We start from the raw sequence: 23,205 nt of genomic DNA, 5'->3' as shown, positions 1-23,205 counted from the left end.
TTTTTTCACTATCATTAAAGAACAATGATGTACAAAATCTCTCTTTTAGCCACAGCCTTGTGTGCTGTTTTAGTCTCTCCAGCGTTTGCCAACACCGATACACTCTCATCAACATCAGATAACCGCGGTTTTTATATCGGTGGCGCGGTAAATAAAACAGAGCTTGGTTCTGATGATACCAGTGGCTCTGTCGATGCTACGGGTTTTGGGATATACGGTGGCTATCAATTTAACGATTGGTTTGGCTTGGAAAGTAACTTTTTTGCCGCCGATGTAGGTGATGACTATGAAGATGTTGTCGCTGGCGCACTGACCTTTACTCCTACATTTACTGCACGTTTTAATGAGACATTTTCGGTTTTTGCTAAAGTGGGTGTCGCATCAATGGCGGTTGTTGTTGATGGTTATTATGATGACTTTACCGCTTCGGGTATTGGCTTTACTTACGGCATTGGCCTAAATGCGGCTTTGACCGAAAACCTCAACATTCGTTTAAGTTACGATATGAGCAAAGGTGATCTTGATATCGATGAATATGGCTATGTTGATGATATTGATGCTGAAATCGAGCAACTTGCATTAGGTTTACATTACCAATTCTAATTATCAATTCAATAAATCCTAACAATTAAGGCTACCAATGGTAGCCTTAATTGTTTCATTATAATGGAATTAAAGGCTAGGGCGATGCAAGTCGAAACGATGTTCGTCTGAAATACCGTAATAAGCCGATGGCCCGCCAGCGCGTAACACTGGCTCTGCTAATGCTGTTTGGTAAATGCCTTCAGTACTGAGTAAATGTTTTTCAATGTGTACAGCGACCACTTCACCAAGAACCAACCAGGTATCAATTTTATTGCCTTTTGCATCAGTAAGTTGAATGCATTGAGTTAGTTTACACTCAAAGTTAACTGGACTTTGCGCAACGCGATCAGCGGCGACAATATTACCTGCAATAGGCGTGAGTCCGGCAAATTCAAACTCGTCAATACCGTGAGCTAATGGCGCAGAAGTTTGGTTCATTTGTGCAGCTAGGCTTCGGGTGGTTAAGTTCCACACAAATTCGCCCGTTTCTACAATATTAGCCACGCTGTCTTTCCAACCTGTACTAGCAAAACCAATAATAGGTGGGTCGTAATTGAAGCAGTTAAAAAAGCTGTAAGGGGCTAAGTTGCGTAGTCCCTGTGAATTACGTGTTGAAATCCAACCAATGGGGCGAGGGCCTATAATCGCATTTAATGGGTTATGCGGGAGACCATGACCTTTACTAGGTTCATAAAAAAATCGATTTTCAGTACTCATAACATGTCCTTTCACTACGACGGCGTCAATGCGGTCCACAATAAACGTAAACCTACTACGATCATCAAACTCAGAATGATCTGCTTAAATTGTTTCTCATTAAATTTATCTTGAATGCGTAGTCCTAGTTTTACCCCAATCCAAGCTATGGGGGCAAGCATGGCGGAAATAAGTAAATTGTTCAGATTAATTTGTCCCAGCATGGTATAGGGAATTAATTTCACCGCATTTACAACCGCAAAAAACATTACGGCAGTACCAAGATATTGTGTTTTCTCTAATCTAAGTGGTATCAAGTAGGCGTTTAATGGTGGCCCACCGGCATGGGCGACAAAGCTGGTAAACCCCGCAAGTGTTCCGCATATTCGACCAACTAAAGCTGACGGTTTACGCTGCGACCATTCACCAAGCGTTAACCCATAAACGCCAAAAACTAACGAAATAACCCCTAAAATACCGCGAAGATACTGCTCATTAAGTTGATCAAATAATAAATAAGCCACCACAATACCGATAATGGCAGCGGGTAATAGAATCAATAATTGATGATTACTTTGTTTATTCCACCAAGAGCGGACACTTAAAAAGTCCATGTACACTAGCAGGGGTAACATCACTGCCGCAGCTGCAGCAGGGCTAATCGCGAGTGCTAATAATGGGACGGTTAATCCGCCTGCGCCGCCAGCAAAGCCTGATTTAGATACTCCAGTAATGAGTACGGCCGGTATGGCAACAAGCCAAAATATTGGGTCGGTTAACATTATTGCCTCTGTTGCATCACGTGTTTGACTGAGCTTGTCTTTAAATTCATCAAGGACTTATAGTGCACTGCTCTAATTGAATTGAGCAAGAACATTTATGTATATAGATGTGCGAGGGATAATAAGCTCTAAATAGCCAGTATTAAGAATGAATAGACCGAAATAATACCGTTAGTCTGCATTGGGTAATCTAGACAATTAATGATATCCACATAGCCCAGATATACCATAAAAGTGCAATATCGCTATCCCTAAAAATATAGCTGTAAGTCACTTGCGAGCATTACCATTGATAACATCATCACAAGAAAAGTGATAACTAGGGTATGTTTACAACCGATTTGAGTAATATCGCCCTCAGTTAAATTCTGGCCCGCTCTGCCGATAAGTGCCATTTCTCTAGTTAAACACTGCCGCACCATATGTCTCGTTTAGCCTCGGCATGCTTAATACCCCTGCAACGTAAAAACGAATGATTTTTTGTATTGCCGACTACGGTAGCTTGCAGTAGGTGATTAGTTTTTTACAAAATGAATGTTGTGCTGATGAGTAAACCCCGCCAGTATGAGGTAACAAGAATAGCGATAAGTTAAAGGATGATGTCACCATGATAACCTTGGGTGAATGGCAGCAACATGGACAGTTTGAGCCGATTAATAATCAACAAATTTTCACGCGTACAGGGGGCAAGTCTTCAGCTCCTGCATTATTGCTTATTCATGGTTTTCCTAGCGCAAGCTGGGATTGGGAAGGCATGTGGCCACAACTCGCTGAACATTATTATGTTATCACTTTAGATATGCTTGGCTTTGGTTTGTCTGATAAACCGACAAATTCCGAGTATTTAATTAGTCAACAAGCCGATATTTTTCAGGCATTATTAACCAAATTAGGCGTGAGTGAATATCATATTTTAGCCCATGACTACGGTGATACAGTCGCGCAAGAGTTATTGGCAAGACAAGTTGATGGTGACCGAAAAATACACATTAACAGCGTGTGTTTATTAAATGGCGGCTTATTTCCTGAAACCCACAAACCGGTATTGATTCAAAAGTTATTATTATCACCGCTAGGGGCCTTTGTGGCGAAAAGGATCAGCAAGCCAAAATTTGCTGCCAACTTAAAGCATATATTTGGTCCATCAACCTCGCCAACGCCAGAGGTAGTCGATACGCTTTGGCAATTGTTAACCCATAATAATGGTATTGCAGTGATGCACAAAATCATCACCTATATGACTCAACGTAAACAACATCGTCAACGTTGGGTTGGGGCGCTGGTGAACAGTCCCGTACCAGTAAAGCTGATTGCAGGAGCGCTAGATCCGATTTCGGGTCAACATATGATCGATCGCTATTGTCAATTGATCCCCAATGCCAATGTTACCTCCTTACCAACATTAGGTCATTATCCTCAAGTAGAAGATGCCAGTGCGGTAACTGCCGCTTACCTCAAATTTAGAAATACTATAGGGTAAAGTTGTTGTATCAAGAGCTTATCAATATCAATAAAGCTGTCATATTTTATTGTTATTATAATCACTAAAATCATTGAGATATTGTTATGAAGGTAAAGCGAGTTATCGGGTTGCTATTTAGCGGTCTATGGTTAAATTTTGGGTGTACATCTCCAACAATTAACATGACGCAAGCCGACAAACCCTATGTGCTACTGGTGTCTATTGATGGTTATCGGCATGATTATAACCAATTACATAAACCTAAATATCTTACTCAATTTGCACAAAATGCAGCTCAAGTAACGTATTTTAAACCCTCATTTCCTAGTGTCACTTTTCCCAATCATATTACCCTGGTGACAGGGCTTTATCCTGCGAATCACGGTATTGTTGCCAATCGTTTTTATCATCAACAATTGCAGCAAACCTATGCAATGAATATAAAGCAATCGGTTACCGACGGACGTTTTTATCAAGGCGTACCGTTATGGTCATTGGCGGGCCAACAAGGTATGAAAAGTGCGACGTATTTTTGGCCAGGATCAGAAGCGGAAATTGCCGGTCAGCGCCCAGATTATTGGTTACCCTATAATGACGATGCCCCAAATAATCAGCGGGTTGAACAAGTGTTGCAATGGCTTAATTTACCGCAAGCTCAGCGCCCCCAATTTGTGACATTATACTTCTCCGATGTTGATACGGCAGGGCATCTTTATGGCCCAGCTTCGGATAGCACCCACCAAGCAGTCACCCAAGTAGACCATGCAATAGGTCAGCTTTTGGATGGTATTAATGCATTGCCCTATCAGGTAAACGTAATTATTACTGCCGATCATGGCATGACGAATGTTGAACAATTTCCACGAATGTATACCGACAAACTGTTTGATGAAGCTCCAGCATTAAAAGACAAATTTAGCTTTAATAACGACGCTGCTTTTTCGTTAATCACTGCAATTGGCGATAATAAACAACAAGATTTAGACGCATTAGCCTTGTTAGTTAATAAAGTGCCAGGCTTGCGATTTTATCGCCGTGACGTTGTGCCTGCCAACTTACACTTTAGCGACAATTTATCGATTGGCGATGCAGTACTCATCAGCAACCAACATTACATTACCAGTACCGATGCGCGAGTAGGAGTGACAGGTAAACATGGATACGACGCCGATGTTATCAGTGACATGAATACTGTGTTATATGCAAAAGGGCCAGCATTTAATCAGCAGCAAATACAGTTTGCCGAAAATATTCATCTATACCCACTCATTGCGCATATTTTAGGCTTAACCATTAGCGAACCGATTGACGGCCAATTGACTGAACTTGCGCCCTTACTGGCCCAGTGAGCTATTTTCTGCAGACTCGTGTTCATACAACATTTGCTCACAAAAGATCACTAGACCTTAAAGGGATTTGCAAGTTAACTTCAAACGGTTGTTATTACTTAATGTTTTACGCCATCACGTTCATCACCGTCATAAAATAGGTCATGCTAATTATGAAAACTGCAATTGATTATTACTTTACTAATCTGTCTCCCTACGCCTATTTAGGCCACCAAACCTTTAATGTAATGGCAAATCAACATCAAAAAGCCATTAACTACAAACCGATAAAGCTGGCTAAATTGTTCGCGGTATTGGGTGTATTACCGGTAAAGCAACGCCCACAAGCAAGGCAAGATTATCGTTTGATTGAACTGGCGCGATGGTCTAAAAAACGCCAATTACCCCTTAATCTTCATCCTGCTTTTTTCCCAGCAGATCCAAGTTTGGCCGATAGATGTACCATTGTGTTACAACAAATGGGCAAAGACCCAAGTGAGTTTGTTGCCAATGTAATGGCGGCATGCTGGGCACAAGAGCAAAATATAGCTGATGTAACCGTCATTCAGCAGATCCTGACCTCAATTAACGTTGATGCTGACAATGTGATACAGCAGGCATTATCGAGTGGTATCGATAACATATATGAGGCAAACACCACTGACGCCATCGAAAAAGGATTACTTGGCGTGCCAACTTATATCTATTTAGATGAACCTTTCTGGGGGCAAGATAGACTCGAGTTAATGGCTGATAAGTTTGCTAAGTAAAGTCACTTTTTAGCCATGTTATTGATAATGGTTAGTGATCGATTACCATTTTACGAATGATATGCTCGGGTGTTTGTTCACGACTAATTTGTGGCTTTTGGAATAAATACCCTTGCATATAAATTGGATTAAATTGTTTTAAAAAGGCTCGTTGTTCTAGGGTTTCAATTCCTTCAGCTACAACATTAATATCGAGTTTGTGAGCGATATCTACAATTGCCTCATAAATTTTAGCGCTTTTAGGATCGTGACAAGCATCACTTAAAAACTCCCTATCAATTTTAATCTTGTCTACATTGAGATGTTTGAGTCGACTTAAAGATGAGTAACCGGTACCAAAATCGTCAATCATAACTTTAACATTGAGAGCACTTAACGCATTGATTTTATTTATTGTTTCTTTAAAATCAACAATTAATGAGCTTTCGGTGATCTCAAATTCAATGTTGCAACCAAGATGCTTATCAATTATATGTTTAGTGTTGCTTAGGAAACTAGTATCTAAAAATTGCCTCACTGAAACATTAATAGCGATAAATTGACCATACCCTACAAAAAGTGCTGACTCTTGTAACGCAGTGTTCAATAGCCATTCAAAAAAGTCCTCTGATACACCTATATCTTCAGCAAGCGAAATGATCACCTCTGGATTAATGTGTGTACCATCTAAATTCCAACGAGTAAGGGCTTCATAGCCTTTGATATCTCCAGACACTGAACAAACAATAGGTTGGTAAACTAAATATAAGTTATTACTTTTTATGGCCTGCTTAAGTTGTGAAGACAATCGGTAACGCTCAACAATCTTTTTACCAATCTCATCTGTGTAGTAACAGGCCGAAATTAATTTATTTTTCTTTGCTTCGTACATCGCACTATCAGCAGCAACCATTAACTCATGTACTGAAGTCCCATGTTGAGGTGAAAGTGCTACGCCGATACTAAAACCAACGGAGATACTGATACCATTGATATCAAATGGTTCTTCACGACAGGTTTCTATACGGCTTATTAGCGTCTGTATATTTGCGGAGTTTTTAGGAAACTCAGCAATGATTAAAAATTCATCTCCGCCAAGTCTCGCAACTATTTCATTATTTCTGACTATGGAAGCTAAGCGCTTTCCCACTTTTTTGATTAGCAAGTCACCAGAATCATGACCATATGTATCGTTAACATCTTTAAAGTTGTCTAAATCTAAAAAAATAACACAGATAGTGAGGGATGAACGTTGAGCCGAATACAATGACTTTTCTAATTGGTACTGAGCTAAACTGCGGTTAGGCAGCCCAGTGATAGAGTCGTAATAAGCGTGGAAGGTAATTTCTTTATTAATGGTTCTAATATCAAGCACACGCCTAATACCGTATATGGTAGCTGTTATCGCTATCCATAAAAAACTGAAAATGAGCTCGTCTAACTCCCAGTCTTCATGGTCTCTAGTTAACTGATAAAGCGATTCGACAAACTCAATGTCAAATGCAAAAGACAAGATAATCATAGTAATGATAAAAGACACACCAAGCAGTAAATCAACTTTAGAGCGTCTTTGCATTCTAACGTTTGATTGGTTGTTGCTTGGTAGAGTTTTTAAATTCATTCATTGCCCATGGTTAGAATAACATTTAACAATACGCCACTCGGATAATGATTATATGACAAAATGGGCACAGTTATGCTGTTTATTTAGTATTATAATTGTTTAAAGAGCATTTGATTGGCGCAATTTAAAGAATGAATTAACTGCGCCAAGGGAAGTGTAACTACTGTTTTAATACTGCAGTTTATTACTGTGGTAACGCGTTAAACTCGCTTCTAATCTGTTCAATTCGCTCACGGTTAACTCCAAAGTCTGAGTGGCCAACACGTGAGGCTGATCTTACCTGAATTATGATTTTACCTGACTCAACAGAAGGAAAGTAAAACTCAACATCGTCAACAAAGCGCATAATCTGCGAAGTAAATTCAACCCGAATATAATTATCTTCCACCACTACAATATCAGCTCGCTCAGCCGCTTTTAATACGTGCAATAGGCTCACTTGAGCTTGTTGAGATGTGCCACTAAATTCAATCGGTTCAATGTAATGCTCTTCATCTATAGTTGCTTGCTGGCTATTAACGCAGTTAGGCGAATCTGGGCATGGCGTTAATTTCCCTGCGGTGACACCTAAGGTGGGTACAGTGCCAGAGCAGCCCATTAATAGCATCATGCTGAGTGATATTATGGTTATTTTTTTATACATTATCATCGTCCTTTAGTTATTTTTACGGTGGCCGTAACTTAATACTCGAGTGATTTCCCACTTATTGTCTACTTTACGCCAAATCATGACAAAGTCAGCTTCACCTTCGCATTTGTTGGTTTCATTTTGACAAAATACATGTACGCCTTCAGTAATGGCACCAAAATCTTTAATGGGGTGCACACTAAAAGAGCCGTCAACCAATTTGCGGCTGTAATGCCCACAAGCATTGTTTTGAGTATTGGCGATCATGCTAGCGCGGTCCCAGGTGACACCACCGTTATCATGATAAAACTCAACATCAGCTGCAAAGAAGCTTGCGTGCTTATCTAGCTCTTGCGGTTTTTGGCAATGGTTAAATGAGTCAAACACCGCCGTATCAAGCGCTTTCATCGTCTCTGCCAACTCCATGTCATCAGCAAATGAAGGTATTGAGAAAAAAGCCAATAAAACCAGGTAGATTTTTTTCATCGTTTCAATTCCTAAGGTGTGTGTGTCAGGTCTAGAGGCCCAAGCTACGTATCATGTTAATGAAGCGATAAATCAGACGATAACGTAACATTGAAGCCAAAGAAAGCCTTTAAAAATGATCAATGATGTGATGAATATTTTGTCGTTAAGGGGCTAATGTAATAATAAGTTCACTTAAATTTAAACCATGAAAATCATAAATCGGTCCATAGGGTCTAAAATTAAATGCGTTGCGTCTCAATATTGATATAGTAAGTTGGTGATTAGGCTTTAATCGTCACTACCGTAAAATATTGATAGATTGTGAATTGTTAATTTGGTTTTGAGTTATTATTTATTGGTGATAAACGATGTTTATATTAAAGCGAATAACTAACAGTGTTAAAAGTACAGCCTCTTTCTACAATATTTCGCCTTTACAATATGGAGTAAGTATTTACAACATTGAGGTAATAGGATTCGCGCAAAGGAATATTATTCAATTAGTGCTTAATTGTACTTGCAGAACAGTTAAATCAACATGCTTATTTATAGGTAGATATGTAGAGCCTATAATGTTGCTTTTAATAATGTCAATTTTATTGGGTTGTGGAAACACTAATATCAATAACACTTCAGCGTCTACTCCTGTTGTATTATCTAGTCATTATTATAATGATTTGTATTCTTGGAATATTAGTGGTGGCTTAGCCCAAACACAATTAGGCAGAGGAATAAACGTTGGCAATTACTTAGAAGCGCCTTATGAGGGGAGTTGGACAGGTGGTAAAGTCCTGGTAGAAGATGATTTTAAAATAATAGCCAAAGCAGGTTTTAAAAACGTAAGAATTCCTATCCGCTGGAGCGCTCATGCTGAGCAAGCCTTTCCTTATACGATAGATTCTGCATTTATGAGTCGTATTAAAGAGGTTGTCGGATGGGCTAATAACGCTGGGCTTAAAGCGATTATCAACGTACACCACTATGACGAATTGATGCGTGCTACAGGCGACGAAAGAGTGTCGCATATTTTACGTTTAGAAGGTATTTGGACACAAATTAATGCGCAGTTTCCACTTGCTAAATATTCAAGAACGGATTTAATTTTTGAACTATTAAACGAACCGAAAGACAGTATTCATTACAATGATTGGAACGACATTGTTGAACGTTTATTGACAGTTATTTGGGGCGATTCCACTATCCCATACACATATAATACTCAACGTATCGTTATGGTAGGTACTGCTTATTGGAATGTACCAGATACCTTACCTAAATTGTCATTGCCACACTACGCAAATAAATATAATACCATTATTACAGTGCACAATTATAAACCCTTTCATTTTACGCACCAAGGAGCTAAATGGGTTAATGGTTCAAACAAATGGATCGGAACGACGTGGCTAGGTACAGAAAGCGAAACCGCACCGTTAATCACGTTATTGGATAATATGACTCGTTGGAACTCGAAAGCGAATCGTGGTTTTGAAATTTATTTGGGTGAGTTTGGCGTCTATTCACGCTATTCGGATGCTAAGCAGCAAAAAGCTTGGACAGCTTTTATTGCACGCGAAGCAGAAAAACGGAACATCAGTTGGGCATATTGGGAATACTCATCGAGTTTTGGTGCATATGATAATAATACTAAGCAATGGCGACCACATTTGATAGAAGCCTTAGTCCCAACGCAATAATATTGACAGACCGAGAACGTTTAAGCTAAATGTCTGACCATCAGAAACAAAGAGGCTCTGTTATATTTTCAGTCTTTTGCCTTTGATGTCTAGAAGGGATAAGAATTTTTTATAAATATTAACCCTAGGTTTAGATGTTACAAATACTATAAAGTCTCATCATTTTTCATAAGGCTTTCTCGTTGCTCCTTGTTGAGGGTGTATTGAAAAGCACAGTGCTAATAAAAAAATAAGATGAGTCACCGTTGTTTGAGCTAACAATACTTGCGTTCATTTTTTATGAGATGACTCAATGTGGTACGGATTTCATTAGGGATGCAGCTTTAATGTTAAGTCCACTGCTGTATAAACATCAGGACAGTACCACCGCTTCTAGCGGTAAATGAGCACATCAAAAGCAACGATAAGAGTGAGAATGTTGTATAGAAAACTAAGGCCAAAAAAAACTTCGGTGAGCAGAGTATTATCTTGACTCACCGGGAGCGTCCATATATAGCCTTGTTTACTTTAGAAAAAACCTACCAAACCAAATAAAAATAGTAAAAAAGAAACTACAATAGCCAATAAACATATACTGATAGCTATGTACTCTAAAAGCACATTCTTAGGAGGACTCGCCCTTAAATTTAAATACACATTAAAACCAGCAATGGCTGAGAACAAAATAAATAACACTGAATTGATATTTTGAAATGGTTTTTTATAAATAAAATCCAGAAAAAAAACCCAATATCCAAACAAGAATAATGAATAATGAGATGCAAATTTAAGTGATTGCTCCTCATTGTTACTTTTGTTAAACATCCAATATCCTAAAGTTATAGCTAAGAACACATAATAAAAAAATGAGTAAAGTTCATAGTCAAAAGTAAGTGAGATTATTCCAGCTACAACATACAGGAACGTTACAAATAACCCGCTAGCCAATGAGTTTTTATTTAAGTAGTTTGACAAAATTTTTCGCCCCTCATATTTATTTTGTAGGCAATGCTTTAGTTTTAGGCTTCCAAAACTCTTTGGCGTAAATACTTCTTTGTATCACCCATTCTGCAGAAGTTGACAATTGATTTGGAGTTACTGTAGCTAATCTTGAAGGAGGTGCAGCGATAGTCATAGCAGCATCAAGAAAACCTATAGCAGCCATTTTTTGTACTGTTTTTAGGGCAGCATATTCTGTTCTGGTCAAGTCCAACCGGACACTTTTCTAAAAGAAATTTCAAAATCAATCGGTGACTGATCAGCATTTGCCGAGTGCAGCCGTTCTACATTGTAATATTTCATATATTTCGCCACATCATCACGCATATGTTTTAATAACCAATCGTGTTTCAAACTACCAAAAAATCGCTCCACAACAGTATTGTACCAACACGCTCCGACGTCCCCCATGCTTGCTCGGCAGTCAAATTTGGTTAATAAGCGCCGATAGCCTTTGCTGGTATATTGAGAACCTCTATCGCGATGAAACACTAAGCCCTTTGGTGGTTTTCGCAAGCGGTAAGCCTTCAAAAATGCTTTCTCAACTAATCTTCTCGTCATGCGCTTAGAGATATGTGTTCAGTTAACAAATATGAAAGATATCAAGAATAAAAGTATCAGAAAAATCCTTATCCTCTTAAAGAAAGTCATTTTTTTATATTCTTCGCTGCTGATTAGCCCACTATATTTGTTGCCAGACTTAATTGCTGACTTGACATCTTCAAGTGTTATTTTGCTATCTTGAAGTGCCAATCTAGCATGAATCTGGGATGCGAAAATACCTTCTAAATACATCAAAACTAGAAAGCCAAGCACACAAAATATTGTAAAAATCAAAAGAATCCCCGTCCAATAAGCCATGTATGATTTACAAAAAAATAGGCAGCATAACCGACGTTTAAACCAGTACTAATGCCTGCCCCAGCACCATCAGTAAATGTCAAATCGCCTTTACCGAACAAAAACGAAGCCATATATGGCCATGTTAATTCAGTAAAATAACATATTCACCCTTCGGTGAAGGTGATGTATTAATAACAACCAATGTATTCTCCCTTTGCCGTTTTATCGTTTATACCATCTATATTTACTTTGATGGTATTTGCTTGTCAGTATGTATGATTGAAATGTGTCACTTGTGATAAGAGAAACTCAAGGGTGAAATATCTATTTTTCGTCTCATGAAGCATGGATTTTAATACAATAGCGTTTAAGTCGCTCTGAGTCAGAATTTAATAGTCGCATGATAATGTTAACGAAAACCCTTTTTTATTCGCTCTCGACGCGATACAGCACACCTAACAAATTGCCTGATAAGCTTGTGGGTACAATATTAAATCCAAGGATAAACCAACGTCTGTACAAACGAACATCCCTAAAGTGAAAAGGATGATTGAGCTTTTTGATAAAAATTTTGTTAGCTGACCAAATGTTGCTGTTTCCATGCCAAGATTGATTGCCTTCACGCAGATCATTTATGAGGGTTAACAATGCTAATTTACTAAACTCCATTTCATACCATGTTTTTTGATAAGAAATGATGAAGTTATAAGTTATGGATAGTTGGAACAGAAAGCAGTCCTCAGTTTTTTTTATGATTTTTAAATGTACGCCAGTATCTTCAATATCAATGATAGTAACAGTATCCACTGTACTGATACGTTTAGGTATCGATTGCCTTAGTTTGATCTCAATCTCTAGTTTTTCCGAGCGTTCAGGAAAAGCATCTTTGTCGATATGTTTTCGCACATCTAGAAGCTCTTCAAAGCTGTAGTTTTCGTATTTAGGTTCCATCTAAAGACGCTCTCTAAGAATATATGTCGTTATTCATTATGGGCAGTTAAATTATAGATAATAAGTATCGTGACGTATTCGATCAACAATGGACGATTAAAATGGAGTCACTCATATTCTGAACAATAGTACATCGTTATCCAACCAATGTTTCGTTTTATCTGCAATGCCTGATGATACTTTTTCGTCTTTGTCTTAAATCTTGCGAAGGGATAGCTTGTTTGTAATAAAGAGGAACCCAGACTCTCGAATTAAATAGTTAAAATAGTCGTTTAAATTCATTTACTTGCAGAGATAAAAACCTTCAAAGCCTGCAATTGCTAACTGACATTGACTATATGATTGAAGTTGAAGTAAGTCAATAATTATGGACCTTTAAAAGCGCTAATTTGTGCATCTAAAACTTTAATCATAATGAAGTATAAGTCGAACAGGACTGATTAAACTCAACTAGCCCACAAGCGCCTGCTCGCTTTGGCACCAACCCAAAGGAAGCGAAGCGCAAACCCCAAACGCCAGAAAAAAAGAAAACCAGCTCCCGCTGGTTTTCGTTAGTGTTTGCTTTGCTCCCAAAGAAGCCAAACCTTCGGGCAACTACTGTGGGTGGTTGAAATAAAAAAGTAAATCTGACTTTATTCAGTTAATTACTACGAATCCATTTTATTTTTTTAGGATTAAAATAAATCTTTTTTTTATTCAACGGAAGCAAAGTATTTTCAAAGCTTATTGATAATTTATTAAGTTTTGGGTTATCTAACTCATAAACTAAATTAAAGCAGTCAAACTTATCATCTACTTTTGCTTTGGAAATATTTAAGATCTTATTTTCCATTTTCTCACTATTCGTGCCCCAAGCTTGACCATCATAGTCGAAATCACAAACAACTGATCGTTCAGTTTTAAGAACAGTAATTGGTTGGTATTTCATGCTTGACTTAGCACCATTTAATTCCACCGAAACATTATACGGTGAAAAAGAGTATTCCTGAGTATTTACCCTTCCTCTAACACCCATTTTTATGACAAAAACATTTCCTTTATCTAAGTTAGGGTTGGGTTCTTTGCTTACTTCCAAACCAATGACTTCCGAACCTCTGTAGCTGGTTTGATAGTGGTTCAAATAAACATATAACTCTACTTTACCCATATCTAAAATATGTGAGATTTCCTTGGGGTTATAATTATTTGTATCCACTACTCTTTCCCATTCTGTTGTGGATGGTACTAACCTCTCTTCCACAACAACATGAGCACACGCAGTAACTCCCAAAACAGCTAGAAATAGGAATCGCCTAACCTGAAACATATATTAATAGTTCCTTTCAAAGTTTTTATAGTAATCATAATCAAATCGAAAACTATGCCACCCATTATTTGAACAAGTAACATAACTCGTTTTCATGGCTTTGACGAGGGTTACGCTCGATGTACTCAACTCATCAATTTCAATCGATATAACTAAAATATCATTGTTAAATAAGTGATTTATGGTCATCAAAGAAATTCGGCACAGCAGAAAAATTTGATAGTTATCAAGTGTCAGGTGAATTGTAATTTAAGTGGGATGATGACTTAAGCGCACCGCCAGCGCTGACAATTTGCAGCGCCTTGTCGTCGTTTTTGCTCTAAATGCTCACAATATTCGGTTAATGCGGGTAATGCTCCGACAACACCTTTAAATAATGTGCCAAATTCTGTAGTGATTTTAAGCCAGTTTTCTTCTGGAATGTTGAGTCTATTCAGTATGTCCTGACTGCTAGAGCTAAAAGCACCACGCTTATCTTCTCGAATTATTCGACCGGTATCTTCAACCACAACACTTAAACGTGGCGTCAAGATCCAAGCAGTTGTTGCTTGTGGTATTACAAGTAAAGGCCCTTGGCGTAGCTCGACTCTGGTTTTCAATGGTGACCAGGAACACAGAAAAATATTGAGTAATGCCAAGCTCGAATAAATAGTGATAAAAGCAGGATTATATTCACTAAGAGATGGATGGATCGCAGTTCATTATTGTAATAACTAGCTAACCAGAAAGCTAGTTATGTGTTCTAAATGAACCACCCTGTGCGGAGCCGCATGCAGGGTGGTGTGGGGGCTAGATACCTCCGGCTACCCGATTATGTTTCTTTGCTATCATTACTGATGATCTTTTCGTTGGTTTGTGCGCGCTTAACCGGTTCATCTTCTGCATTTGCGATATCAGCGTGACTTCTACCTGACAATGCTAAAGTACCTAACCAAAATAACACGCCAGAGAATGCTCCAAATGCGAGTGATTCAAATAATATAGCCGAAATACTAGGTTTTAATATTTCTGAACCCGACGTAGCTTGAATAAGATAACCTAGAAAGCCAACCACAAAACCAAGATACAGTCCATTCCTTGCTTTCATTGAATTGAGTCTCCCTTCTAAGGAACATAACGCTTATTGAAGGGCAAATGAAAATTAAAGTTACCCTGTAAGTTATTGATTAATAAAATCCTACATTTACTATCCTGTTGTTGTAAAGCAGTTTTCTTTGACGTCACTTACAAATAAAAGCAGGCTTGCGCGTTAAAAGTGGGCTCTATATTCGCTAGGAAATTATAATTCATTAATTTCAATGCATTAAGAAAATCTCTGTTTGTATTTTGTGCAACTTTAGCTTGATTATTAGCCGATTTGGCTTGAGAAGTTACTAAAAACTATTACAGCTGTTTTTATACACGGTACACACAATATAAAAGTGAGATACTAGCTGCCACTGGATATCTATCGGACATTTGTAAGTCAGTTAAGGTGTAGTTTGAAGCAGGGTTAAGCGCCATGATGTTAGTGGCCGCTGGCCATAAGTACAAAACAACAAAAGCTAACACCTGGATCCCGGCTAAAAAGCATTGCCGGGACGACGATTCAATTAACCTGCGTAAGTTGCAACTTACTGCCTTAATCTGGTGTGGGCTGCGGCCACGAAGCTAGTGGCCGCAGGCCATATTTGAAACACAGTTTGTGTGCATAAATGAGTTACGTATATTGCTTGTAAAAAGCCCAAATTCAACTTTGAACTTGAGGCCGTTGAAGACTTTTTCCAAAAGAATACGTGAGCTGGCCAACGCATGCACCTCACTAAACTATTCTTTAAAACTTGCTGATAAGACAAACATTAACAGCTTCATCATGGTGGTTTGCGAGCCGACAGTCCGACCCATGCACGGGTCGGTCGAGCTACATGGTTGTACTAGTGCGTGTCGGTAAGTGAATGCCATGTTGAAGCCAAATAAAACCTTGCAGTTATATGCTTTGCAATGGGCGAAGCGCCACGACGCTAGTGGCCGCAGGCCATAAAAAAGAGTCCCGGCTCAAAGTAATGCCGGGACAACGTGAGGGGGGTGTATTTAACCTTTTGCCATAAACTAGTTAAAACGGGGCAAAACTATCCAGTGCAGCCGTTGGTGTTGTCCAACGTTCGCTTGCATCTATGGCTGGTCGCTTAGCATCTTGTGGTGGTATTTGGCCTCGGTCGCCATATAGCCACAACACAAAGTTAGTGCGCTCGCCACTTGTTATTGCCTGAGCAGCATGAACCACATTGCCACGGTGGATCATCGCAGAACCTGGTTTAAAGGTTAAGCTATGTTTTTGCCCTGAAGCCAAATCAAAAAAGTCGACTGCAGAACCGGTAAAGGCTTCGTCTGGCAAATTTAAGTTAATGTTTAATGTGACCGCCGATGCATCCGTATGAGGACGAATAGAGCTGTCAGTATTTGGCTGATAATGAATCGAAAAACCAAATGTTTGCGTGTCGTAGCCCATTATTTCAGGAAATAGCATCCGCGCGATTGGGCGCATATAAGTATTTAACATTTCACGATAAAATGCTTGGAAATTTGGTGCGGCAAGGTAGCCTTCTGAGCGGCTGTCGAGCATAGCACCACGGCGATTAAGCACAATGCCATAAGGTGGACGCAATGGAATTTGTGCATCCCATACGCGCTCTAAATATTCACGCAAATCCGCTAGGCGCTCAGGGTCGAAAAACTGCAACTCAAATACGCCAGGAGCCACTTCTTGCAGCAGCTCTTTAACTGCCACTTCTTTACTTGGGTCTTGCCATGCTTGAGTGACCGCATCACGCAAACGTTTATCAAGTAATGAACTGTCGAGTGTAAGTAAGTTATCTTGCTCGGATTGTTGCCACTCGTTCCAGGCATCACTGAACAACGCTTTATGGGTATGCCAAAACTGATGTACTGATGGATCGCGGCGTAACATGGCTTCTCTTGACGGTAATGCAATGGCACGCGCTTGCTGTAATTGATTAAATGACATAATGAGTAACACTCCTATTCTGTGGCTCGGTGATCACTATCACCTTGCGAGGAGCTCAATTTATTACATCTATTTATATGAATAAATAACACGCCCAAGCAAACAGAATTAAGATTTTATTTATAATAGCGTAAATAAAGGCCTTGGTTTTAACTGTTTATCTAGCTCGAACTCCATTACTCGTGAGCTTTCAGGGTGTTACTACTACCTGAGACAATGCGTCAAATGCACGGTGAACAGACTCAAATAACCCAATAATATTGTCGAAATCAGGATTAGCCAGAATTGTGCCTGTAAGTAATTAACCACATCACAGTAAACTTGGGGTATCTATACCCAATCAGGATAAATAGGCGATCAGAGGTTGCGTAGAAAATCGCTAGAATAAGGCAGATATTGCAGCGTGCGAGTTGTTCTACCTTCAACATTTCTAACGACGTTATAAGCGATGTTAACCAGTAAAAATGATCACATTTTTGTGCTGATTATTGATTAGTCTAAATGCGCTTGCTAGCCGGCAGGAGTCAATAGCCTCATCCACTCATCCGCATTCGCTAAAATGAATGTTTTTATCTGGTTATCTGTAAACGTTAACTCAATGGCATCAGTAGAGAGAGGTAAAATCCCAGCACCTTTGGCCATAGATTTTTTAACCTTGATGATGTGAGAGAGTTCAAATGTGTATGGGCCAAGGCCAAGCTGTTTATTGTATGGTTCGAAATTGATATGTGATGTGGTCAGAGTGAGTTTACCATCTGACTTAGCAACCCCAGCTTGTAGTGTTGCTGTAACAGACTTAATTAGATTTTCCATGTCATCCTCCTCAAAGCGCTAAAGCTTGATGTGTTTGCGCTTCTCTTAACGTAAACCCACATTAAATTCTGACACACCTCACCGAAAACATATACTCTTTTGAGCTGGTCGCACGGCGGATTTCAGTTTTATGCGCATTCCACCACGAGTATGCAAGTGTGCGAATAATAGCTTGGTTATCGGTTGCACTGGTTGCGGTCCAAAACTCGGTGTACGCCCCCTGTGTAATGTAAAATCCGTTCCATTTAACGCCTGCAGGTCTTGCAAAAAACTGCTGCTTATTGACTAGCGATGGTTCGAATTTAGTCAATAGCCCATCAGCTTGAGCCTCTTTTAACTGTAAACCAATATGTTGCTCACCGCCGCGCCAACCGTTTTTGTGCAATTCATTTTCAGGCATGCCTAAGGTGCGCTCTAGGACTTTCCAATCTTCATCGGTGGCAACTCGCCAGCCCGCAGGGCAAAGGTTTCGTTCATCTGACACATCATGCCAGTTGTACAAGCGGCCGTATGTTAATAGGTTTGCCGCATCATCATTTAGCACTGCGCCCGAACGCACCGCTGAACCATCTTGAAACTGAGTACTGCGAAGGTTTTCAGCAAGCCAAACTTGATCGCCAATACTCACAGTGAGGTACACATTACCTTCTCTGTCTTGAACAGTATTGTCGAGTTTATATAACTCGCTGTTGATACCGCTGGCCGATGCCGCTGTTGATGCCATGACCATGCATGCTCCTATCGATAAGATGAGTTGTTTCATAATGAGTCCCCTGCATTACCTTTAAGCAAACAACTTTAGCGCTCAAATCAGTATCAAACTAGGCGATATACTGTCTAAAACATGCCTATTTGTATCAATGTGCGATTTTAGCTTCTAACTCGAGTAAGGGGGTTGAATGACTCCATTGCTTAGGCGACTTGCCATACATACGCTTAAATTCTCGACTAAATTGCGACGAGCTGACATAACCTACCTTCATAGCAGCTTCACTGACATTCATACCGGTGGCGATTCTCATGGCGGCATTGTTAAGGCGCATCGATTTCATAAATTGAATAGGCGACATTCTGGTGGCTTGTTTAAATTTACGATGAAAAACCGCCCGGCTCATGCCCACTAACGAGGCTAAATTATCTATGGTGACATTTTTATCCAGGTTAACAGATAAATAATCAATAGAGCGCGCAATCTCATTACCCACACCAAACGCCCGTCTGGCTGAAATCCCTGCGTCCCCTTTTAATACGGCGTAGTACAGCTCTCGCAATCGGCTTTCGCCTAGTATTGAGGCATCCGAGGTGCCATCGAGTTGCAATAGTCTCAGTAACGCATCCGCAAAGGCGTCATCCCAGTTTGCAAGAGAAAGCCCTTGTGGCTGTGTGCTGCTTTTAGGTTGTTTAATGGTACCAATGGTATTTTCCATTTCGATAGCAAGCTCTGTCATTACTTTAGTATTCAGTGAGATGTAAACACCCAGTAGTGGCTCATCGACTGAGGCTTCTGGCGTGCCTGCCTCTACGGGCAAAGAAACGGTGCAACACATGTACTGGCTGTTGTCGTAGATATACCTTTCGCCTTCAAGAATCGCCTCTTTTTTGCCATTCAAAATGACGATGATGGTGGGATCATAAACCGCTGGCGAGCATGGAATGGCCTGAGTGACCCTGAACAAACTCACCCCCTTTATACTGGTTTCAATCATACCCTCACCAGTAATGCGTTTTTCGACTAACTGCTTTATTTTTTGTCTCATCACTTTTACCTAAAAACAAAATTGATACAAATAGGCATATTTTAGACACTAATACACCTATTTTAAGCCAAAATTGAGAGTTATAGTATATTCAAGATAACGATACTACCGCAAAAAGCAACATGCAAATGAATTAACGGTGATATCGCAGGGCATCACAACACAGGTAACGATTATGACAAATATGCTAACAAAACAATTTGGTAAAAAAGGTTGGACCCCAGAGCGTATTGGCTCACTTAAGGGGAAAACCTATGTGATCACTGGCGCTAACAGCGGCGCAGGCTTTGAGGCATCTCGCATTTTGCTGAGTAAAGGTGCCAAGGTTGTGATGATGAACCGAAACCCTGATAAGTCAGCAACGGCCATTGAGGCGCTAAAATTGTCTCTAGGCCAGCACATTGATGTAAGCTTTATTCAGGTCGATTTAGGTGAGCTAGGCTCGGTGCGCACTGCGGCAAACGCGTTACTTAACTTAACGCCGTCAATCGATGCGCTTATCTGTAATGGCGCCATTGCACAGGTCGCAAAACAACAAATAACCGTTGATGGTTTTGAAAACCAACTCGGGGTCAATCACTTTGGTCACTTTTTGCTTTGCGGGCTGTTGTTTGATCGTATCAATGAGTCAAAGGGTCGCATTGTGATGGTGGGTAGCAACGCTTACAAGATGGGCCTTAAGCGCATTAAATTTGAAGACCTCAACTTTGACAACAAATACACCGCTTGGGACTCATACGCACAAAGTAAACTGGCACAAATGATGTTTGGTTACGAACTACAGCGTCGTATAAAAGCAGCAGACAAAAATGTAGAGGTACAAGTGTGTCACCCAGGCGCTTCTCGCACAAACTTGCTAAAAGATACTGCCAGTACTTTTAACAAGATTTTATGGGCGGTGATGTCTCGGGTTATAGCACAATCTGCAGAAAAAGGCGCATGGCCAGAGGTGATGTGTGCAACAGAGCAAGGGCTGCAATCGGCTGCACTTTATGGCCCAACTAAACGCGCCAATACTGTTGGGCCGGTGGATCAAAATAAACTCGATAGCATCGCACTTAATCAAGACATGGCAGCCAAACTGTGGACGCTATCACTTGAAAAAACATCACTAAACTGGTCGCTTTGATCTAGGGTCATCGAGTGAAAAAAGCGCTACTCTTAAAAAGAAAAACGAAGCCACCCATAAAAAGAAAAACGAAGCCACCCATTATTTGAACAAGTAACATAACTCGTTTTCATAGCTTTGGCGAGGGTTACGAACGATGTGATCAACTTATCAATTTTTATCGATATAGCTAAAATATTATCGTTAAATTAGTAAGTTATAGTCATCTAAGAAATTTAGCACAGCAGAAAAACTTGATAACCATCAAGTGTTAAAAGAATTGTAATTTGATTGGAGATTATGACTTAAGCGCACCGCCAGCGCTGACAATTTGCAGCGCCTTGTCGTCGTTTTTGCTCTAAATGCTCACAATATCGGTTAATGCGGGTAATGCTCCGACAACACCTTTAAATAATGCGCCAAATTCAGTAGTGATTTTAAGCCAATTCTCTGCAGGGATGTGTAGTCTATTAAGTATCTCATGGTTGCTTGAGCTAATGGTTCCACGCTTATCTTCTCGAATCAGTTGAAGTGGATGACCATGTTTTAATTTCGAAGACTTTGTTGAATCTTGAGGAGGGATAGCTTGCTTGTAATAAAGAGGAACCCGTGGGTTCAAAGTCCTATCTTTCGCCCAATAAAAAGGCCCGCTATAAATAGCGGGCCTTTTTATTTTAATGTGGCGGAGGGATAGGGATTTGAACCCAAGAAATCAGCCACAAAATAAAATTAAAATTCATTATAATCAATAACTAATCGTAAAATCACATCTCAGATAGTGAACATTCGTAGTTGATATATGACATTTAAATATTTATTGAGTAGGTTGTCAATGATTAACGCCCAAATTTAGCGCGGAAAGCCACGCAGCGGGTTGACGTCGCAGCCAGCGCCTTTTGCTGGTGATAAAATTTTTTTGTTATATTTCAAATCTACGAAGCTTAAACTCAAAATCATCGTCAACCCTGATACGCTTAACCAGATTTGATCTATCAGGCCGATATTTTCTCCAATCCCATTCGCCATCTAAGAGTACAATATTAACTAGTCCAAATTTTTTCATATCAGCTTTAGAGTAATCAAAACCAACAGTTCCTTTACCAAAAAAGCCCAGAGTGGAGTCCAAGAAATTAAATTTAGACTGGCCGTAAGTAGCTAGTAGGTTATCGACTGCGATATCTGCGTAAAAATCAGTTTCCTTTTTACGCATTAAAGTTATATAAGTGTTGAAAGCTTCACGGTGCTCTTGATCGACATGCCAATTGGATTGCCAAGCGCTACCATGCCATATCAGAATCGAGTCTTTTCTTAAGTACTTCGTATTGGCAGCTGGTAATACATAGTTAGCACAAGAAGAAGCGCATACTCTTGTGACCTCAACATCCAAATTATTATCTCTAACCCACTGACCTAAATTCATTCCGGCACCAATCTCACCGCCCTGGCTCGAAATAATCAGTCGGTTTGGCTTGAATTCAGCAGCCCTAAACAATGAAAAAATCACATTATTTGATGTTTCAGTTATTTCACCTTGATAAATCAGGTTTCCATCTTCTATACCAACAAAAACTTCAGGATTATGGCGGCTTTCACTAGCATCTTTTAAACTGGTACAGCCAACAACCAGAAAAGAAAAAACTAAAACTAAATGCTTCACTAATCCTCCTTGAAATATAACGAGACTGTAGAATAACTCTAACAGCCAAATTCAATTAAAAAACGAGCTCCTGAAATCAATCCTAAACCCTTTTAAAACACTAGGTAATGCATTTGGAACCCATAATAAAGGCTGTTTTTCTGTAAAATGAGTAATTCTACAGCCTCAACAGCTTATTAAAGGGCCAAATAAATTTAAAGTCGGCCGTTTAAGTTATTGATTAATATCATCCTACATTTGCTATCTTATTGAAGTAAAGCAATTAATTGTGCCTAACAGACAAAAACAAACCGAGGTTGCGCTTAAAGTAGAGTTTGTGGTCACCGCCAGAAAAATTAAAGGCATTAATATCAGATGATTACGATTTTTCTATTTTTAATACGATACAACTAAAGAACGATTTTAAATCGTTTTTTAGTTGTAAATCGATGAAATCCCATTATAACTGTACATAAAAACAGTGCGTACCATATAAAAGTGTCCCAGCTGATTTTATCTTTCACTCTTTTGACTTTTTCACATGCGCAGCATGTGGCTGTTGGGGTTAAGGGGTTCTCCCCTTGCCCGTAGCTCCTATCCGACCTTTTGGTACAAAAGTGGGATAGGAGCGTACCGGGTTTCGCTGTAGTCCCACTTTTTAAGTGGGCTGCTTTGGCTTCGCACTCACTGAGTGCGAAACGGTTTAAATTGCATTCTTTAAGTGAACAGTTACGTGAAATGAGCGTGAAATTAACGCGGAAAAGGTGAATATTCGATTTCTCAGCAAGAT

General features: G+C 39.6%; 21 protein-coding genes and 3 pseudogenes. 6 read left to right on the top strand and 18 right to left on the bottom strand.

Annotation, left to right across the window (positions count from 1 at the left end):
* The first annotated feature begins 24 nt into the window (after positions 1–24).
* Entirely contained in the window at positions 25–603 is a 579-nt protein-coding gene (locus tag IEY40_RS11520) for a porin family protein (protein ID WP_438811097.1), read from the top strand.
* Between the two features lie 69 nt (positions 604–672).
* Here the strand turns inward: IEY40_RS11520 and IEY40_RS11515 are convergent, their stop codons facing one another.
* Positions 673–1,302 carry a flavin reductase family protein gene (locus IEY40_RS11515; protein ID WP_188956280.1) on the bottom strand — a complete coding sequence of 210 codons (630 nt, stop codon included), beginning with the start codon at positions 1,300–1,302 and terminating at the stop codon, positions 673–675.
* 14 nt (positions 1,303–1,316) lie between these two features.
* Positions 1,317–2,063 carry a sulfite exporter TauE/SafE family protein gene (locus IEY40_RS11510; protein WP_188956278.1) on the bottom strand — a complete coding sequence of 249 codons (747 nt, stop codon included), beginning with the start codon at positions 2,061–2,063 and terminating at the stop codon, positions 1,317–1,319.
* A 607-nt stretch (positions 2,064–2,670) separates the two neighbouring features.
* Between IEY40_RS11510 and IEY40_RS11505 the strand changes: the two genes are divergently transcribed.
* The 3 genes from IEY40_RS11505 (at position 2,671) to IEY40_RS11495 (ending at position 5,623) form a co-directional block, all read left to right on the top strand.
* The gene (locus tag IEY40_RS11505) at positions 2,671–3,543 is read left to right on the top strand and encodes an alpha/beta fold hydrolase (protein ID WP_188956276.1); all 873 of its coding nucleotides are present in this window, start codon (positions 2,671–2,673) and stop codon (positions 3,541–3,543) included.
* 86 nt (positions 3,544–3,629) lie between these two features.
* A complete protein-coding gene (locus IEY40_RS11500) occupies positions 3,630–4,874 on the top strand; it encodes an alkaline phosphatase family protein (protein WP_188956274.1) in 1,245 nt (414 codons plus the stop codon).
* A 152-nt stretch (positions 4,875–5,026) separates the two neighbouring features.
* Positions 5,027–5,623: a 2-hydroxychromene-2-carboxylate isomerase gene (locus IEY40_RS11495; RefSeq protein WP_188956272.1), complete on the top strand. Its 597-nt coding sequence runs from the start codon at positions 5,027–5,029 to the stop codon at positions 5,621–5,623.
* 31 nt (positions 5,624–5,654) lie between these two features.
* Here IEY40_RS11495 and IEY40_RS11490 read toward each other — a convergent pair whose 3' ends face one another.
* The 3 genes from IEY40_RS11490 to IEY40_RS11480 all read right to left on the bottom strand — a co-directional run bounded on the left by IEY40_RS11490 (position 5,655) and on the right by IEY40_RS11480 (position 8,340).
* Positions 5,655–7,223, bottom strand: coding sequence for a putative bifunctional diguanylate cyclase/phosphodiesterase (locus IEY40_RS11490; protein WP_188956270.1), 1,569 nt, complete (start codon positions 7,221–7,223; stop codon positions 5,655–5,657).
* A gap of 187 nt (positions 7,224–7,410) precedes the next feature.
* Entirely contained in the window at positions 7,411–7,869 is a 459-nt protein-coding gene (locus tag IEY40_RS11485; RefSeq protein WP_188956268.1) for a DUF1499 domain-containing protein, read from the bottom strand.
* Positions 7,870–7,881: 12 nt separating this feature from the next.
* The gene (locus tag IEY40_RS11480; RefSeq protein WP_188956266.1) at positions 7,882–8,340 is read right to left on the bottom strand and encodes a nuclear transport factor 2 family protein; all 459 of its coding nucleotides are present in this window, start codon (positions 8,338–8,340) and stop codon (positions 7,882–7,884) included.
* A 554-nt stretch (positions 8,341–8,894) separates the two neighbouring features.
* Between IEY40_RS11480 and IEY40_RS11475 the strand changes: the two genes are divergently transcribed.
* Entirely contained in the window at positions 8,895–10,019 is a 1,125-nt protein-coding gene (locus IEY40_RS11475; protein ID WP_188956264.1) for a glycoside hydrolase family 5 protein, read from the top strand.
* A 507-nt stretch (positions 10,020–10,526) separates the two neighbouring features.
* Here the strand turns inward: IEY40_RS11475 and IEY40_RS11470 are convergent.
* The 11 genes and pseudogenes from IEY40_RS11470 to IEY40_RS11420 all read right to left on the bottom strand — a co-directional run bounded on the left by IEY40_RS11470 (position 10,527) and on the right by IEY40_RS11420 (position 19,671).
* Entirely contained in the window at positions 10,527–10,823 is a 297-nt protein-coding gene (locus IEY40_RS11470; RefSeq protein WP_188956262.1) for a hypothetical protein, read from the bottom strand.
* Between the two features lie 169 nt (positions 10,824–10,992).
* The gene (locus tag IEY40_RS11465; RefSeq protein ID WP_188956260.1) at positions 10,993–11,205 is read right to left on the bottom strand and encodes a hypothetical protein; all 213 of its coding nucleotides are present in this window, start codon (positions 11,203–11,205) and stop codon (positions 10,993–10,995) included.
* Positions 11,202–11,573, bottom strand: a pseudogene (locus IEY40_RS11460) (DDE-type integrase/transposase/recombinase); the annotation flags it as partial. The pseudogene IEY40_RS11460 and the gene IEY40_RS11465, both read right to left, overlap by 4 nt.
* Before the next feature lie 693 nt (positions 11,574–12,266).
* Complete coding sequence (locus IEY40_RS11455) at positions 12,267–12,791, bottom strand: hypothetical protein (RefSeq protein WP_188956256.1); 525 nt, start codon at positions 12,789–12,791, stop codon at positions 12,267–12,269.
* A 640-nt stretch (positions 12,792–13,431) separates the two neighbouring features.
* On the bottom strand, positions 13,432–14,097 hold the full coding sequence (locus IEY40_RS11450) for a hypothetical protein (RefSeq protein WP_188956254.1): 666 nt from the start codon (positions 14,095–14,097) through the stop codon (positions 13,432–13,434).
* 266 nt (positions 14,098–14,363) lie between these two features.
* Positions 14,364–14,606, bottom strand: a pseudogene (locus IEY40_RS11445) (transposase); the annotation flags it as partial.
* A 302-nt stretch (positions 14,607–14,908) separates the two neighbouring features.
* Positions 14,909–15,184 carry a hypothetical protein gene (locus tag IEY40_RS11440; protein ID WP_188956252.1) on the bottom strand — a complete coding sequence of 92 codons (276 nt, stop codon included), beginning with the start codon at positions 15,182–15,184 and terminating at the stop codon, positions 14,909–14,911.
* A gap of 1,005 nt (positions 15,185–16,189) precedes the next feature.
* Positions 16,190–17,101: a 2OG-Fe(II) oxygenase family protein gene (locus IEY40_RS11435; RefSeq protein ID WP_188956251.1), complete on the bottom strand. Its 912-nt coding sequence runs from the start codon at positions 17,099–17,101 to the stop codon at positions 16,190–16,192.
* Positions 17,102–17,611: 510 nt separating this feature from the next.
* Entirely contained in the window at positions 17,612–17,914 is a 303-nt protein-coding gene (locus tag IEY40_RS11430) for a hypothetical protein (RefSeq protein ID WP_188956249.1), read from the bottom strand.
* A 61-nt stretch (positions 17,915–17,975) separates the two neighbouring features.
* A complete protein-coding gene (locus IEY40_RS11425; RefSeq protein WP_229777081.1) occupies positions 17,976–18,677 on the bottom strand; it encodes a fibrobacter succinogenes major paralogous domain-containing protein in 702 nt (233 codons plus the stop codon).
* Between the two features lie 94 nt (positions 18,678–18,771).
* Entirely contained in the window at positions 18,772–19,671 is a 900-nt protein-coding gene (locus IEY40_RS11420) for an AraC family transcriptional regulator (RefSeq protein ID WP_283108005.1), read from the bottom strand.
* A 175-nt stretch (positions 19,672–19,846) separates the two neighbouring features.
* Between IEY40_RS11420 and IEY40_RS11415 the strand changes: the two genes are divergently transcribed.
* Positions 19,847–20,800 (top strand): SDR family oxidoreductase, encoded by a 954-nt coding sequence (locus IEY40_RS11415; protein ID WP_229777080.1) that lies wholly within the window; start codon positions 19,847–19,849, stop codon positions 20,798–20,800.
* Between the two features lie 284 nt (positions 20,801–21,084).
* On the opposite strand, the pseudogene IEY40_RS11410 reads toward IEY40_RS11415, so the two are convergent.
* Positions 21,085–21,308 (bottom strand): annotated as a pseudogene (locus tag IEY40_RS11410) (transposase); the annotation flags it as partial.
* 390 nt (positions 21,309–21,698) lie between these two features.
* Complete coding sequence (locus IEY40_RS11405) at positions 21,699–22,436, bottom strand: hypothetical protein (RefSeq protein ID WP_165872441.1); 738 nt, start codon at positions 22,434–22,436, stop codon at positions 21,699–21,701.
* Positions 22,437–23,205: the final 769 nt, after the last annotated feature.

Source organism: Shewanella ulleungensis (genome assembly GCF_014648315.1).
GTDB lineage: Bacteria > Pseudomonadota > Gammaproteobacteria > Enterobacterales > Shewanellaceae > Shewanella > Shewanella ulleungensis.
This window is presented reverse-complemented; position numbering and strand designations above follow the sequence as displayed.

What these genes read in the sequence shown, in the direction of transcription:
- IEY40_RS11470 (WP_188956262.1), bottom strand. Translation starts at nt 10,823, where the DNA reads ATGTTTAACAAAAGTAACAATGAGGAGCAATCACTTAAATTTGCATCT.
- IEY40_RS11475 (WP_188956264.1), top strand. Translation starts at nt 8,895, where the DNA reads ATGTTGCTTTTAATAATGTCAATTTTATTGGGTTGTGGAAACACTAAT.
- IEY40_RS11495 (WP_188956272.1), top strand. Translation starts at nt 5,027, where the DNA reads ATGAAAACTGCAATTGATTATTACTTTACTAATCTGTCTCCCTACGCC.
- IEY40_RS11515 (WP_188956280.1), bottom strand. Translation starts at nt 1,302, where the DNA reads ATGAGTACTGAAAATCGATTTTTTTATGAACCTAGTAAAGGTCATGGT.
- IEY40_RS11505 (WP_188956276.1), top strand. Translation starts at nt 2,671, where the DNA reads ATGATAACCTTGGGTGAATGGCAGCAACATGGACAGTTTGAGCCGATT.
- IEY40_RS11415 (WP_229777080.1), top strand. Translation starts at nt 19,847, where the DNA reads ATGACAAATATGCTAACAAAACAATTTGGTAAAAAAGGTTGGACCCCA.
- IEY40_RS11420 (WP_283108005.1), bottom strand. Translation starts at nt 19,671, where the DNA reads ATGAGACAAAAAATAAAGCAGTTAGTCGAAAAACGCATTACTGGTGAG.
- IEY40_RS11485 (WP_188956268.1), bottom strand. Translation starts at nt 7,869, where the DNA reads ATGTATAAAAAAATAACCATAATATCACTCAGCATGATGCTATTAATG.
- IEY40_RS11455 (WP_188956256.1), bottom strand. Translation starts at nt 12,791, where the DNA reads ATGGAACCTAAATACGAAAACTACAGCTTTGAAGAGCTTCTAGATGTG.
- IEY40_RS11450 (WP_188956254.1), bottom strand. Translation starts at nt 14,097, where the DNA reads ATGTTTCAGGTTAGGCGATTCCTATTTCTAGCTGTTTTGGGAGTTACT.
- IEY40_RS11510 (WP_188956278.1), bottom strand. Translation starts at nt 2,063, where the DNA reads ATGTTAACCGACCCAATATTTTGGCTTGTTGCCATACCGGCCGTACTC.
- IEY40_RS11520 (WP_438811097.1), top strand. Translation starts at nt 25, where the DNA reads ATGATGTACAAAATCTCTCTTTTAGCCACAGCCTTGTGTGCTGTTTTA.
- IEY40_RS11435 (WP_188956251.1), bottom strand. Translation starts at nt 17,101, where the DNA reads ATGTCATTTAATCAATTACAGCAAGCGCGTGCCATTGCATTACCGTCA.
- IEY40_RS11430 (WP_188956249.1), bottom strand. Translation starts at nt 17,914, where the DNA reads ATGGAAAATCTAATTAAGTCTGTTACAGCAACACTACAAGCTGGGGTT.
- IEY40_RS11480 (WP_188956266.1), bottom strand. Translation starts at nt 8,340, where the DNA reads ATGAAAAAAATCTACCTGGTTTTATTGGCTTTTTTCTCAATACCTTCA.
- IEY40_RS11500 (WP_188956274.1), top strand. Translation starts at nt 3,630, where the DNA reads ATGAAGGTAAAGCGAGTTATCGGGTTGCTATTTAGCGGTCTATGGTTA.
- IEY40_RS11440 (WP_188956252.1), bottom strand. Translation starts at nt 15,184, where the DNA reads ATGAAAGCAAGGAATGGACTGTATCTTGGTTTTGTGGTTGGCTTTCTA.
- IEY40_RS11425 (WP_229777081.1), bottom strand. Translation starts at nt 18,677, where the DNA reads ATGAAACAACTCATCTTATCGATAGGAGCATGCATGGTCATGGCATCA.
- IEY40_RS11490 (WP_188956270.1), bottom strand. Translation starts at nt 7,223, where the DNA reads ATGAATTTAAAAACTCTACCAAGCAACAACCAATCAAACGTTAGAATG.